The 14,974-nt window shown below is 37.5% G+C and carries 14 protein-coding genes; 12 read left to right on the forward strand and 2 right to left on the reverse strand.

Annotated features, from left to right (window positions below; translation table 11 throughout):
* Positions 1-164 precede the first annotated feature (164 nt).
* The gene (locus tag IGJ32_RS05175; RefSeq protein ID WP_160231657.1) at positions 165-1,001 is read left to right on the forward strand and encodes a helix-turn-helix domain-containing protein; all 837 of its coding nucleotides are present in this window, start codon (positions 165-167) and stop codon (positions 999-1,001) included.
* Positions 1,002-1,075: 74 nt separating this feature from the next.
* Positions 1,076-2,224: an N-acetylglucosamine-6-phosphate deacetylase gene (nagA, locus tag IGJ32_RS05180; RefSeq protein ID WP_010737413.1), complete on the forward strand. Its 1,149-nt coding sequence runs from the start codon at positions 1,076-1,078 to the stop codon at positions 2,222-2,224.
* A gap of 165 nt (positions 2,225-2,389) precedes the next feature.
* On the opposite strand, the gene IGJ32_RS05185 is transcribed toward nagA, so the two are convergent.
* Positions 2,390-3,154, reverse strand: coding sequence for a DeoR/GlpR family DNA-binding transcription regulator (locus tag IGJ32_RS05185; protein ID WP_088775693.1), 765 nt, complete (start codon positions 3,152-3,154; stop codon positions 2,390-2,392).
* A gap of 217 nt (positions 3,155-3,371) precedes the next feature.
* Here IGJ32_RS05185 and ulaG point away from each other — a divergent pair, with 217 nt between their 5' ends.
* From ulaG to araD, 7 genes are read left to right on the forward strand one after another with little or no spacing between them, the layout of a single operon-like run.
* Entirely contained in the window at positions 3,372-4,439 is a 1,068-nt protein-coding gene (gene ulaG, locus IGJ32_RS05190) for an L-ascorbate 6-phosphate lactonase (RefSeq protein WP_342082090.1), read from the forward strand.
* Between the two features lie 16 nt (positions 4,440-4,455).
* A complete protein-coding gene (locus tag IGJ32_RS05195; RefSeq protein WP_034866766.1) occupies positions 4,456-4,908 on the forward strand; it encodes a PTS sugar transporter subunit IIA in 453 nt (150 codons plus the stop codon).
* A gap of 12 nt (positions 4,909-4,920) precedes the next feature.
* On the forward strand, positions 4,921-6,411 hold the full coding sequence (locus IGJ32_RS05200; RefSeq protein WP_010737417.1) for a PTS ascorbate transporter subunit IIC: 1,491 nt from the start codon (positions 4,921-4,923) through the stop codon (positions 6,409-6,411).
* 43 nt (positions 6,412-6,454) lie between these two features.
* Positions 6,455-6,742 carry a PTS sugar transporter subunit IIB gene (locus tag IGJ32_RS05205; protein WP_430610880.1) on the forward strand — a complete coding sequence of 96 codons (288 nt, stop codon included), beginning with the start codon at positions 6,455-6,457 and terminating at the stop codon, positions 6,740-6,742.
* Positions 6,743-6,756: 14 nt separating this feature from the next.
* On the forward strand, positions 6,757-7,398 hold the full coding sequence (locus IGJ32_RS05210; protein WP_010719407.1) for a 3-keto-L-gulonate-6-phosphate decarboxylase UlaD: 642 nt from the start codon (positions 6,757-6,759) through the stop codon (positions 7,396-7,398).
* Between the two features lie 2 nt (positions 7,399-7,400).
* A complete protein-coding gene (locus tag IGJ32_RS05215) occupies positions 7,401-8,261 on the forward strand; it encodes an L-ribulose-5-phosphate 3-epimerase (RefSeq protein WP_342082092.1) in 861 nt (286 codons plus the stop codon).
* Positions 8,248-8,964, forward strand: a complete 717-nt coding sequence (gene araD, locus IGJ32_RS05220; protein WP_240210696.1) for an L-ribulose-5-phosphate 4-epimerase AraD — start codon at positions 8,248-8,250, stop codon at positions 8,962-8,964. The genes IGJ32_RS05215 and araD overlap by 14 nt, the downstream gene beginning before the upstream one ends.
* Before the next feature lie 162 nt (positions 8,965-9,126).
* Here araD and IGJ32_RS05225 read toward each other — a convergent pair whose 3' ends face one another.
* On the reverse strand, positions 9,127-9,909 hold the full coding sequence (locus IGJ32_RS05225; protein WP_010719404.1) for a MerR family transcriptional regulator: 783 nt from the start codon (positions 9,907-9,909) through the stop codon (positions 9,127-9,129).
* Between the two features lie 178 nt (positions 9,910-10,087).
* On the opposite strand from IGJ32_RS05225, the gene IGJ32_RS05230 reads away from it, so the two are divergent.
* From IGJ32_RS05230 to IGJ32_RS05240, 3 genes are all read left to right on the forward strand, one after another.
* On the forward strand, positions 10,088-12,691 hold the full coding sequence (locus tag IGJ32_RS05230) for an HAD-IC family P-type ATPase (RefSeq protein WP_081129127.1): 2,604 nt from the start codon (positions 10,088-10,090) through the stop codon (positions 12,689-12,691).
* A gap of 195 nt (positions 12,692-12,886) precedes the next feature.
* Positions 12,887-13,411 carry an NfeD family protein gene (locus tag IGJ32_RS05235; RefSeq protein ID WP_010719402.1) on the forward strand — a complete coding sequence of 175 codons (525 nt, stop codon included), beginning with the start codon at positions 12,887-12,889 and terminating at the stop codon, positions 13,409-13,411.
* A 15-nt stretch (positions 13,412-13,426) separates the two neighbouring features.
* The gene (locus IGJ32_RS05240) at positions 13,427-14,914 is read left to right on the forward strand and encodes a flotillin family protein (protein ID WP_010719401.1); all 1,488 of its coding nucleotides are present in this window, start codon (positions 13,427-13,429) and stop codon (positions 14,912-14,914) included.
* Positions 14,915-14,974 lie beyond the last annotated feature (60 nt).

Genomic DNA, 14,974 nt, shown 5'->3' on the forward strand with positions numbered 1-14,974 from the left:
TTGGCTCTTTTTGGTGTGAGAGATGAAATAATCACTAGCTAAATCAAAAATAAGGAAGGAAAAAAGTCGGACAAGTTTTTGATAGGACTTTTCTTGATGTTTCTTCTTCCGTAAAGTAAAATATTGGTATAATGCGAATACGCATATTTTGAAGGAGGATGCTTATGGAAACGTTGGTCGCTTCCTTTGGTACAATCATAAAAGAAATTCGAAAAGAACAGAAGATGACACAAAAAATGCTTTCGCAAGATATTTGTTCACAGAGTGTTTTAAGCAGAATTGAAAATAATGAAGAGCTACCAAATGTTGTTGTAATGGCACAAATTTGCCAACGTTTAGGCGTAACGATCGATCATGTCATGCGTTTATCTCATGGGAAAATTCGAGCGGTCTTAAAGAATTTTGAGTTAACAGACTTGTATTTTCAGCAACGAGATTATCGCAAGCTGGAACAAGTGTTAAAATCGCCAGAAGTTACAGAAAATTTGTACGAAGCTGCGGATTTTCAAAAATATTATTATTATTTAGGCGTCTGTGAATTTACATTACGAAAAAATATTGCTCAAGCACTTAGTTATTTAAAAGAAGCGCTCTCCTATTCGACATTAAAAGATCGAACACAAGTGACAGATGTTGAGATCCAGCTAGTCAGTTGTATTGGCAAAATCTATGGCGTAGCTGGCAAAACTGCGGAAGCGAGGTACTATTTAAGTCGTAGTATCCAACTCTTCCAAGAGACGATCCAAGATCGAACCAAAAGTGAGTTTACTCAAATTTTTTATAACTATGGAAGCTTTTTGTTGCACCAAGGAGAAATTGAACTATCTTTAGAACAAGTAAATCAAGGAATACGGTGGGCGCAAGATAAAAATAGTTATTATTACCTTAACGATTTATTTATTTTAAAGAGTTTGATTTATAAAAAGAAAGGTGAAATCAATAAAGCTCTCTTTTATGAAGAATTGGCACAATCAGTTAAAAAAATAGCAAAAAGTCTCTAAATGGTGTAGACCATTCTTGACTTATCTCCAAAATAAGAGTACCTTTAGGATAGAAAATCAAAGGAGAGAGAAGAATGAGAACTTTTATCTACGCAGACAAATTCTTTTTGTCATCCGGTGTCAAAAATGCAGGTTATCTTGAAATCACTGATGGTCTTTTTGGGGAGTATACCCAAAACACACCTGAAGGAGAAGTCAATATCATTGATCAAAGCGGAAAATGGATCGCTCCTGGTCTAGTTGATACGCATATTCATGGCTATATGAACCATGATGTGATGGATAATGATGCAGAAGGTGTGAAAGCAATGTCAGAAGGATTGCTTTCTTGTGGAGTAACATCGTTTTTACCAACTACTTTAACATCAAGTAAAGAACGTTTAAAAGATGTAGCTGAAACAATTGGAAAAATGTACCAAGAAGCTCCTGGAGCAAAAATTAAAGGAATCTATTTTGAAGGACCATTCTTTACGGAAGAACATAAAGGGGCGCAAAATCCAAGTTATTTTGGAGACCCTGATCTTGATACTTTCCATGAATGGCAAGAAGCTTCTGGCGGACTGATCAAAAAAATTGCCCTAGCCCCAGAACGAAAAGGCGTTGAAGAGTTTGTCAAACAAGTGACAGATGAAGGCGTGGTTGTTTCATTGGGTCATAGTAATGCGACGATCGATGAAGCACAAAAGGCAGTAGAAGCAGGTGCCAGTGTCTTTGTCCATGCGTATAATGGCATGCGTGGATTAAATCATCGTGAACCTGGAATGGTTGGTGCGCTACTATCGCTAGAACATGTTTTTTCAGAATTGATTTGTGATGGGCATCATGTTCATCCAAATGCTGCTCAAATTTTAATGGAAAAAGCAGGTCATGACCATGTGGCATTGATCACTGATTGCATGATGGCTGGTGGAATGCCTGATGGCAATTATAATTTAGGAGAATTTCCAGTGGTCGTGAAAGATGGAACTGCTCGCTTAGAATCAGGTAATTTAGCAGGAAGTATCTTGAAATTAAAAGAAGCAATCAAAAATGTAGTAGACTGGGGATTAGCTACACCTGAACAAGCTGTGATGATGGGAAGCTTAGTACCAGCAATCAGCTGCAAGATCGATGATACTTGTGGCAAGATCGTAAAAGGACGGGACGCTGATTTTATCGTATTGAATCCAGATATGACTTTAGAAGCAACATACCTAGATGGTGTAGAACGTTATCACGCTTAATAAAAAGACTGTTATTAAGTAAGCAAGAGCGAACCATCGCTGAAAGGCTGGTTTGAAGAGCTTTGACTTAATGGATCAGGTCATTTTGTTTGAACATCATTTGTAAATAAGCAAAAGCCGATGTGGCTGGGACAGAATCTTGTTCCATTCACACCGGCTTTTTTTTTAACTGATTTGGATGACTTTCACCCCAACATTGTTGATTTCAGCGATTACTTTTTCAGAACAAAACTGGTCAGTAATCAAATAATCAAAAACAGAAATATCTGCAATTTTAAATTTTGATGTTAAACCAATTTTGCGATGATCAGCAACTAGAATTTTACATTTAAACGTTTGACGAATCATCATTTCATTGATCGTTGATTCATTGAGAATTTTAGTTGTTACGCCATTATCGATCGACACACCACTGCAACCAATGATACAGACATCAGCATTCATTGAAGAAATGGTATTTAATGCGATATCACCCACTAATGCTTCTTTTGGAAAACGCATCTCACCTCCAGTCAAGATATAATTGCAGTTTTCTTTATGAGGGGAGTAAGTGATTTTTACGTTATTTGTGACAATTGTCAGGTGATTGGCACGTACATATTCAACCACTTTAAGTGCAGTAGAACTAGAATTAATGAATACGGTATCATAATCATTGATGTATTTACAAGCTTCACGAGCGATTGATTGTTTTAGTCGTTCTGGTCCAGATTGATCAAAGTCTGTACGATTATCATAATTATAAGAACAGAACCCGTAATGACGAATGATCTCATTTTTTTCTTCTAATAAATTTAAGTCTCTGCGTATTGTACTAATAGAGACTTTTAAAGATTCAGCTAACTCATATGTTGTCATTTGCTCTTTTTGTTGTAATCGCTCCAAAATATCCTTTTGACGCTTCTCAATATTGACAATGGAATTTTTCATTATTTACCCTCCTATTTGTTGCCTATGTATATGATTTTTATTGCTTCAAAGATTCATATAAAGTTTATTAACTATATATATCATACTAAAAAAATCAATTAACTTACAAAAACGATCATATAAATAACAAACAGTCATATAAAAGGGTTTTCATGTTTGTCATTGCATATTATGATTTAGATGTCAACAAAAGAAAGTTCTTGAGAGGAGAATTACAATGAGCAAACATGTCAATGATGTCACAAAAGAAAATTGGGTTTTAGAAACATTTCCTGAATGGGGTATCTACTTGAATGAAGAGATCGAAACAGAAGAAGTAAAAGAAGGAACGGTTGCGATGTGGTGGTTAGGTTGTACCGGGATTTGGTTAAAGACGCATAAAGGGACAAATATTTTGTGTGATTTATGGTGTGGAACAGGTAAACGTAGTCATGGAAATGGGATGATGAAAAAAGGGCATCAGATGATGCGAATGAGTGGGGTTCAAAAAATGCAACCGAACTTGCGGACGCAACCTTTTGTGATTGACCCTTTTGAAATGAAAAGTGTAAACGCTTTAGTTGTCACGCATATCCATTCGGATCATTTGGATATCAATACAGCAGCTGCTGTTCATCAAAATTGTCCGAATGCAAAATTCATTGGTCCTCAAGAAGTAGTAAATACTTGGTTGAACTGGGGAATTCCAAAAGAGAAAACGATAATCGTCAAACCAGGAGATGAAGTCAAAATTGAGGATGTAACTATCGTTGCTTTAGAAGCATTTGACCGTACAGCATTAGTCACTTGTGAAGATCCAGAGGAAACTTTAAAAGGGAAAATACCTCAAGAAATGGATGAGATCGCTGTGAATTATCTATTTGAAACATCGGGTGGAAATATTTATCATGCTGGAGACTCTCATTATTCTAATATGTTTGCGAAACATGGGAACGAACATACTATTGATGTTTGCCTAGGTGCATATGGTGAAAATCCACGAGGTATCACGGATAAAGTGACTTCTGTCGATATGTTGCGAATGGCTGAGTCATTAAAGGCTAAAGTAGTCATCCCTGTTCATTATGATATCTGGGCAAATTTTATGGCTGATCCAAAAGAAATTACCGAAATATGGAAGTTTAAAAAGGATCGCTTGAAGTACGATTTTAAACCATATATCTGGCAGGTAGGAGGCAAGTTTACCTATCCAACGAACAAAGACGACCTGGAATTTAATTTCTACCGTGGTTTTGAGGATGTATTTTCTGTAGAAAACGATACACCATTCCCGTCATTCTTATAGAAAAGAGGCTAACAACATGTTGAAATATTTTTTGGATCAAGGCTTGGTGAAATATTCCGATAAAGAAATTACTGATTGGAAGGAAGCTGTTGCTGAAAGCTGTCAACTATTATTAGATAAAAAGTTGATTGATCAAAGTTACGTAGATGAAATCATCCAATGTGTAGAAGAACATGGTCCTTATATCGTGATTGTTCCCAAAGTGGCAATGCCACATTCTTCAGCAGATAGTGAAGGAGTTTATGGAACAGCTATATCATTCACTAAAATGAAAAGACCCATTCAATTCGACCAAGAAGAAAAATCAGCAAGTTTATTCTTTACTTTAGCAGCCAAAAATGTAGATCAGCATATGGAAAATATTCAAAAATTGTCTGAGTTGTTGATGATAGATGGGCTAATTGATCGTTTGGCAGATACCGATTCGATTGAAGACTATCGAGTGGTGATGCAAGAGTATAACTTATAGGAGGAAAAAAGAATGGCTGATTTTTTATTGAGCATTTGGACTTATTTCGCTACAAACATCTTAACTCAACCAGCTTATCTGATTGGTTTTATTGTACTGCTAGGGTACATTCTCTTGAAACGTCCATTTTATGAGTGTATTGCTGGTTTCTTGAAAGCAACAGTCGGTTACTTCATTTTGACGGTTGGTTCAGGAGGATTAGTAAACAACTTCCGCCCCATTTTAGTAGGTTTAAAAGAACGGTTTAATCTGGATGCGATGGTCACCGATCCATATTTTGGACAAAATGCCGTTGACTCTGGATTAGAGGAAACATTTGGTCGTACATTTGGGGATGTCATGATTTTACTTTTGATTGCTTTTGTTATGAATATCTTACTCGTTCGTTTTCAAAAATATACAAAATTACGTTCGGTTTTTACAACTGGAAATGTTCAGATTCAACAATCTGCAACTGCTTTTTGGATATTATTATTTTGTTTTCCCTCTTTAGGAAGAATTCAAGTTCTGATTTTTATGGGACTGATTTTAGGCTGTTATTGGGCAGTAGCTTCTAATTTAACAGTTGGTATCACCCAGGAGTTAACCGAGGGCGCGGGTTTTTCTGTGGCACATCAGCAAATGTTTGGTATCTATATATTTGCGAAGTTAGCCGAGTTTTTAAAGAAACGTGATCAAAAAAAAGAACACTCTAAAAAAGTGGATAAAAAATTGGAAGATATTGAATTACCAGGTTTTTTATCTATATTTAATGAAAATATGGTAGCAACTTCTTTATTAATGCTTTTATTTTTTGGAATTATTTTGTTAGTGCTAGGAAAAGATTATTTGATTCAAGCACAGTTTATGCAAGAAGGACAAAGTTTCTTGTTCTATATTATGACAACATCATTGAATTTTGCTGTCTACCTAGCCATTTTACAATTAGGAGTCCGTACTTTCGTGGATGAGCTAACACAATCTTTTCAAGGGATCTCAAATACAATCCTACCAGGTGCGGTTCCTGGGATTGACGTAGCTGCTACTTTTGGTTTTGGTTCACCTAACGCCGTAACCATTGGCTTCTTGTTTGGTGCCTTAGGTCAATTTTTGATGATTGCCTTACTCATTTTGTTCAAATCACCAACCATCGTGATTGCTGGTTTTATTCCACTGTTCTTTGACAATGCAGTTATCGCAGTTTTTGCCAACAATCGAGGTGGTTTCAAAGCCGCCTGTCTGTTCCCATTTCTTTCTGGAATCATTCAAGTTGGTGGATCGGCCGTTTTTGCAACTTGGATCGGCATGTCAAAATATGGTGGCTATCTCGGTATGTTTGACTGGGCCACTGCTTGGCCATTATTTACTGTAATGATGAAGTTTTTGGGGTATGTTGGTATCGCATTAGTCGTGGTTGGGCTATTGATTATTCCACAATTACAATACCGTAAAAATCCAGACGGGTACTTTTTGATCGTCGATGATTATGAGCAATATGCAGAAAAATATCACAACGAGAATTAAATACAACAATAAAATTAAAATGAACACATAGGAGGAAAACATAATGAGAATTTTAGTATCTTGCGCAAACGGGTCGGGAACAAGTTTGATGATGATGAGAAGCGTCGAAAAGGCAATGAAAGAACTAGGTGTGTCAATTACCAAAATCCATCATTGTGCAATTTCTGAAGGAAAAAGTTCTGCGACTCAGTATGATGTCGTTTTTACACCAGTCAATTTTTTGAATATGTTTATCCAAGCAGAGAAAAAAGGAATTACAGTGATTGGCATTAAAAATGTCATGTCAGCCAAAGAAATTGGTGAATCAGCGTTGTATCAAAAATCTAAATAAAAGAGGAAGACAAAATGAGCAGACCAAAATTACAGATTGCTTTGGATCATAATGATTTAGAACAAGCATTAGCAGATGTATTTCAAGTAGGGGATATTGTCGATATTATTGAAATTGGAACCATTTTATGTCTGCAAGAGGGGCGCAAAGCCATCAGCTGTATTCGTAGCATGTTTCCAAGGAAAACAATTGTTGCTGATACAAAATGTGCGGATGCCGGGGGAACGGTAGCCAAAAATGTAACTGATGCCGGTGCGGATTTTATGACTGTTATCTGCTGTGCTACTCTGCCAACCATGGAAGCAGCTCAAAAAGAAGTGAAGGCATTGCAAGTCGAACTGTATGGGGATTGGACCTATGAACAAGCAGCTGAATGGAGGAGGATCGGTATCCAACAGGTGATCTATCATCAAAGTCGAGATGCATTACTTTCTGGTGAAACTTGGGGAGAACGGGATCTGACAAAAGTAAAGAAATTGATAGAAATGGGCTTTGCAGTTTCTGTGACAGGTGGATTAAACGTGGAAACATTGAAATTATTCGCAGGGATTGAAGTGGAAACTTTTATAGCTGGAAGAGGGATTTCTAGTGCGGACGATCCTGCAAAAGCAGCCAATGATTTTAAACAAGAAATGATTCGCATTTGGGGGGAATAGACTTGGCTCAAATCGGAATTTATGAGAAGGCACTACCAAAAGATATCTCTTGGAAAGAGCGCTTTTTATTAGCAAAGGAACTTGGTTTTTCCTTTATTGAGATGTCGATTGACGAGACAGATGAACGCCTAGCTCGACTCAATTGGTCTGACGAGATGATCAATCAAATACGCAAAGACATGAAAGAGACGGGCATACAGATCAATTCCATTTGTCTGAGTGGTCATCGCAGGTTTCCTTTTGGCTCTTCAAATGAAGCGTATCGGATAAAAGCCAAAGAATTGATGGTCAAAGCGATCCGACTTGCTCAGCGCTTAAGTATCAAAATTATCCAAGTAGCCGGATACGATGTCTATTATGAAAAAAAAACAAGGCTATCACGAAAATTATTTATTGAAGGACTTGAAGAAAGCGTCAAAATAGCTTCTGAATATGGAATAATCTTGTCAATTGAAATTATGGATGATCCATTTATGAATTCAATCACTAAATTTTTAGAAATCAAACGCCAGATTGATTCACCATATCTTCAAGTTTATCCAGATCTTGGTAACCTTTCGGCTTGGCAAGAAAACGATCCAGAACGTGAACTAGAAAAAGGGATCAATTGGATTTCTTCAATCCACTTAAAGGATACCTATCCAGTAACAACTGAATCATCAGGTCAATTTCGTGATGTTCCTTTTGGCGCAGGCTGTGTTGACTTTGAGGGTTTGTTAAAGAAACTCAAACAGATGAATTATAATGGGTCATTTTTAATTGAAATGTGGAGTGAAAAAAATCCGGATTTTAAAAAAGAAATCGCAGCAGCAAAAAGCTATCTTTATCCGAAGCTAAAGGAGGCAGGTTATGAGTTTGCGTAATCCGATCATTAAAGAAATGAAACAACGTGTTTATGAAGCAAATTTGGCACTACCTCAATATGGACTAGTTAAGTTGACTTGGGGCAATGTCAGTGAGATTGATCGAGTGCTTGGGGTGATCGTGATCAAGCCTAGTGGTGTAAAGTATGAACAGATGGCTCCCGAACAAATGGTAGTGACTGATCTAGCTGGAAATCCGCTAGAAGAAGATGGGATGAAGCCCTCTTCTGATTTATCGACTCATGTGATTTTGTATCAAGCTTTTGAAAAAATCAATGCTATCGTCCACACGCACTCCACACATTCAGTCATGTGGGCGCAAGCTGGTCGAGACTTGCCTGCCTATGGAACAACTCATGCGGATGCTTTTTATGGAACGATTCCTTGCACACGGCAATTAACTGAAGAAGAAGTTAAAAGTGCTTATGAAAGAAACACTGGTCATGTGATTGTTGAAACGTTTCAAGAGAGACAATTAGCTCCCACTGAAGTTCCTGGTGTATTCGTTTATGGACATGGCCCATTTACTTGGGGTGAAACCCCTGCAAAGGCGGTAGAGAATAGCTTGATCTTAGACGAAATATGCTTAATGGCTAAAGAAAATGAAAAAATTAATCCTGCTATGCAATCTATTCCACAATATCTTTTAGATAAGCACTACTATCGAAAACATGGGATGCATGCATATTACGGTCAAAAATGACGAAGCTTGCGGGGGCTTACTTGAAGTCTTCACATTTATTGATTCGTAGCACTTAGTAGCAAATTTTTATTCTTGATTTATAAAAGAGTTACTACGTCTGAGTTTGATATTTGATGTCAAATGAGACGTAGTTTTTTTGTATAAATATTTAGTTATCCCAAGCTACGATTCAACTAAAATTTCTAAACGCGTCACATATTCTTCTGGCTTATTCGTTTCGTGAAAATCAATCAGATAAGATTCATAAAATGGACTGGCTCTATGAAGCGAATGGGTAGTCAGGTAGTTCATGATGGTAGCAATTCCTTTCTTCCTTTGTTCATAGTCACCTTTAAAACTATAACTAAGATAATTTCCAGCAGGGAGTATCTCAGCATCTTCATTTTTAATCGTAAGGTCAGGACAAAAATAAAATACTTGATAGGTAAAAGGATCTTCTTCTAAATGGATGATACTACCAAAAAGATTTTGATTATTAGTGCTTAATAAAGGTTCGTATTTTTTATGAAGTTCTTTTAACGAAAAGTCGATTTGTTCATCCGTTGCAACCGTAGAAGCTTTAAGAATCAGTCTTTTCGGTTGCTGCACTAATAGCACTTCTTGATAGTCTATGCTTTCTGCTTCTTCAATTAACTGAACACGTTCGATTAATAGTTCGATTTTTTTTTGTGAGTCACTGATGAGTTGATGAAGTGCCTCGATTTCAAAAGCTAATAATTCTTTTGTCTTGCTGATTTCTTTTTGCTTCAAATAATCGGCGATCTCAGTAATGGAGACGTCAAAATAACGTAGGTCACGGATGGTATTCAGTTGTTCAATGTGTTCGTAAGAATAATTTCGATAGCCATTTTCATCATAATCCGGTGTAATCAAACCTAATTTTTCATAATAGCGTAAAGTATGGGCTGTAATATCATAGAGCTTTGCTAATTCATTGATTTTCAAATCATCACTTCCATTGATCAGTCATTTTAAGTAAGGTTATTTTACTACGAAACGTGGGGGAAATGTGAATGGAATTGATTTTTTTATTCTACATAGATAGATTTGCTTAAATTTTTCTTGACCTTAGAGTCACTCTAACCTTTATGATTTGATCAGTAAGAATTATTGGAGGAAAAAAATGAAAGAATGGTACACCTTATCAATCATAGAAATCAAAGAAAAATTAATGGTAAAAAAAGCAATGAACGAACAAGAAAGGAACGAACGACAACTTAAGTATGGAAGAAACGTCTTAGAAAATGGTATTAAAGTTCCAGAATGGAAAAAATTTCTTTCTTACTTTCATGATGCACTGATGTACATTTTACTAGGAGCTGCGATCGTTAAGCTTTTTACAGGCGCATATATTGAAGGCAGTATGATTTTTTTAGTTGTTTTCTTAAATGCGCTGATCGGCTATTTACAAGAACGAAAGGCAGCTTCATCTTTAGACAGCATTGCGGAATTACTTAGTGAAAAAGCAGTCATCATCGAAAAGGGACAGCAAAAAGAGATTGCACCAGCTGATTTAGTGGTGGGGGATCAAATCGTATTAGCTGCTGGAGATATCGTTTCTGCAGATGTTCGTTTGAGTGAAACGTTCAACTTACAAATTGATGAAGCAATTCTTACTGGAGAAACCCATGCGATCCAAAAGACGACCGAACCGTTACCGCTAGAGACTCCTTTAGCGGAACAAACGAATATGGCTTTTTCTGGGACTAAAGTGGAATCAGGCAGAGGAGTAGGTATCGTAGTCGCGGTCGGAACTGCTACAGAAATCGGGAAAATCAGCACTTCATTAGGGTCGATCACAGAACAAGAAACACCGTTATTGAAGAAAATCAAAGAAATGAATACTAGTATATTTAAAGGAATCGCTGCGTTGATTTTATTGTTAGCTACCGTATCCTACTTTTATTATGGCATGACTTGGGGCTATATAGCGACAGCTGTCATTGCCTTGATCGTGTCTTCTATCCCAGAAGGACTTCCTTCGATCTTAACGATTATTTTATCTTCGGGTGTCAATCGAATGGCAAAGAAACAAGCAATCGTCAAAAATCTACCCACAGTTGAAACGTTAGGGGCAATGACAGTAATTTGTTCAGATAAAACAGGAACACTGACTAAAAATGAAATGACATTGGTTAGCTTAGCGACTAGAGAAGCGAACCATGGGGTGGAAATGCTTGAAGAAAAAAACTGGACCAAAAATGAGACTTGGCTTGTTGAAGCGATGCATAATTGTCAAGAAACCCAACTAACTCAAGGAGTATGTCCAACTTCAGGTAATGCCACGGAATTAGCTTTATTAAAATGGACCAATCAACAACCGATCGAACTTTATCCAGTCGTTGATAAAATTCCTTTCGACTCAGCTTACAAGTATATGGCCACCGTCCATGAGATTGCAGGAAAAAGGATCTTATTTGTGAAAGGTGCGCCAGATGTTTTACTGAATAAAGTGCAATATGAACTGGGATCAGATGGAAGACAACAACAGATAGATCATGCTATGTGGTTACAAAAAAACGAACAATTAGCGCAAACAGGCCAACGTGTCTTAGCGTTTGCAATGAAAGAGTTAAAGGATCGTGAATTGTCACATGAAGAATTAACGAATGAGCTGGTGATGATTGGGCTTAGTGGCATCATTGATCCGCCAAAGGAATCAGCTATTGCTTCAGTCAAGGAAATGCAACAAGCAGGGATCAGAGTAAAAATGATCACTGGCGATCATCAAGCAACAGCAAAAGCGATTGCTGAGGAATTAGGTTTAAAAAATGCTAAAACGGCGATTACGGGAACGGAACTAGATCAATTGACAGAAGAAGAATGGAAGATCGCTGTCCGTGAGAATGATGTTTTTGCCAGGACGACACCTGAACATAAATTGGCTATTGTGACCTATCTCCAAGAACAAGATGAAATTGTTGGAATGACTGGGGACGGCGTTAATGATGCGCCAGCTTTGAAAAAAGCCGATGTCGGGATCGCTATGGGAATCAAAGGGAGCGATGTTAGCAAACAGGCAGCAGACATGGTGTTGGTAGATGATAATTTTGAGACCATTGCAAAAGCCGTGAAAGAAGGACGAAGAATTTTTGATAATTTGAAAAAGACGATTCTCTTTTATTTGCCAACTTGTTTAGCCCAAGGATTACTATTGCTCTTTTCATTGGTAGGAAATTTCCCATTACCTTTAACTACTGTACAAATCTTGTGGTTAAATCTAGTCGCTTCGATCACCCTTTCATACGCGTTGGGTTTTGAAAAAGCAGATCAAGATGTTATGAATCGTCCACCGAGACCAATTGACGAAAAAATCCTATCAAAATATGCACTTTTGCGTATTTTATATGTTGGGATCATCATGACTATTTTAGGGTTCGTTGCAATGGATTTTGTTCCTGCTGAAGCGAAACAAACCGTTCTGATCAATGCGATGGTTTTTGGACAAGCCTTCTACATGGTTAATTGTCGAAGAGTGACTGAATTTAGTCTGACAAAAGATCTTTTTGAAAATCGGGCATTACTCTATTCGATTGGAGCGATGATCCTCTTACAAGGATTGATGTTAGTGTTCCCACCATTAAAAATTGCGATTGGGACAGTTTCGTTGACTGTCCAAGAAGTAAGCATCAGTTTACTACCTGGATTGGTTTTATTCCTTCTTGTTGAATTAGAGAAAGCTTTTGTAGGGATGACGGTAAAATCAACTCACAAACTAGATGCATAAGCCATTTTCTTTTTAAAGAAAAGAAGCGAACAAAAATAATAAACGATCGCATCAAAGTTCTTTTGTTACCGGTGGGGTGTCCGCCCCACTGGCTAAATCGTCATTGGGAAATTGGTAAAACAAAATTATCGATCAAACTATACAGAAAGTTATTCTATTGGTATGATAGAACAAAACAGAGGAGGAGGCGATTACATGATTGGAGGGGTGGCATTAGAGACGATTTATTGGTATACACTTTTAACTTGTGCGGGGATTGCAGTTTTTCTGCTAGTCTTTGGAGATATTTTTGATTTCGATGGTCCAATTGACCCGATACTCATTGTCCCTTGGCTAACTTTTACCAGCCTGTTTGGGTATTTAGGAGAGCGCTTAACAGAATTAGATTCGCTGTTTCTATTGATTTCAAGTGGGGCGATTGCAACTGTTTTAGTGTTTTTGCTCAATTTTTATGTCCGAATGCCGATGAAAAATGCTGAAAGTACGTTGTCTGCATCAGAAAAAACTCTTGAAGGACAGATGGCGATCGTAGTTACACCCATACCATTAAAAGGGATGGGAGAGATCCAATTAAAAAGTGTGACTGGTTCGATTACGCGACCTGCATGCTTTTATGCCCCACAAAGTTCACCAGCTAAGCAAGGGGAACAGGTCTTGATCATTGAAGTAAAAGAAAGAGTTTGTTATGTAACGCCTTATGAAGGCATGCTAAAAATATGAAGGAGTGTATAAGAAATGGAAATATCAGGGGTTTATATCGCAATTGCTATTGCAGTCTTGATCATTTTAATGTTACTGATCGTCTTTGTAGCAAAATATCAAACTGCCAAACCAGATGAAGCATTAATTATTAGCGGGAGTTATTTAGGCAGTAAAAATGTCCACGCAGATGAAAGTAATAATAAAATCAAAATCGTTCGTGGTGGCGGAGCATTTGTTTTACCAGTTTTTCAACGCTCGAATCGAATCAGTCTCTTGTCAAGCAAGTTAGATGTTTCGACGCCAGAAGTCTATACCGAACAAGGGGTACCAGTGATGTGTGATGGCACCTCGATCATCAAGATTGGTTCTTCAGTGGAAGAGATTGCGACTGCTGCAGAACAGTTTCTAGGTAAAACACGTGAGGAACTTGAAAATGAAGCAAGAGAAGTTTTGGAAGGGCATCTTCGTTCCATTTTGGGTTCGATGACTGTAGAAGAAATTTATCAAAACCGCGACAAATTTAGTCAAAGCGTTCAAGAAGTAGCATCTGTTGATTTAGCGAAAATGGGATTGATCATTGTTTCGTTTACGATCAAAGAAGTCCGTGATAAAAACGGTTACTTAGATTCTTTAGGGAAACCACGGATCGCCCAAGTGAAACGTGACGCAGATATTGCGGAAGCAGAAGCGTTAAAAGAAACACGTATTAAAAAAGCAGAAGCTGAAAAAGATTCTCAAGCAGCGGAACTACAAAGACAGACGGAAATTGCAGAATCAATCAAAGAAAAAGAATTAAAACTAGCTTCTTACAAGCAAGAACAAGATATTGCAAAAGCCAAAGCAGACCAAGCCTATAACTTGGAAAGCGCTCGGGCGCAGCAACATGTTGTTGAACAAGAAATGGAAGTAAAAGTCATTGAACGACAAAAACAAATTGAATTAGAAGAAAAAGAAATCATTCGTCGTGAGAAACAATACGATTCAGAAGTGAAGAAAAAAGCTGATGCGGATCGTTATGCCAAAGAACAAGAAGCACAAGCTCAAAAGGTAAAAGAAGTAACTGAAGCCGAAGCTGAACAATTCCGCGTTGAAGCACTGGCACAAGCCGAAGCCAATAAAACCCGGTTAGCTGGTCAAGCGGAAGCGGAAGCGACTTTAGCCAAAGGAGCGGCCGAAGCTGAAGCCAAAGCCAAAATCGCAGATGCGTTCAAAGAATATGGTGAAGCAGCGGTCTTGAGTATGGTAATCGAGATGTTACCACAATTAATGAAAGAAGCAGCACAACCATTAGGAAACATTGAGAAAATCTCAGTGGTTGATACCAGTAACGGGTCAAGCGAAAATGGCGGAGCAAACCGGGTGACTAACTATGCTACCAATCTCTTAGCTTCCACTCAAGAAACGTTGAAAGAAACAACAGGATTAGATATCAAAGACATTATCGAAAATCTCTCTAATCGTGGAACGATGAAACAAGTTAATCTCTATGAAAACGGGGAACAACCCGATCAAGCAGAATAACTATTGTTTAAATTAGTTAGAAAAATAAACAAACCAGTTTCTTTCATGTTGAAGAGACTG

It is taken from the genome of Enterococcus sp. DIV1639a (assembly GCF_050530445.1).
In the GTDB taxonomy this organism is placed as follows: domain Bacteria; phylum Bacillota; class Bacilli; order Lactobacillales; family Enterococcaceae; genus Enterococcus_B; species Enterococcus_B hirae.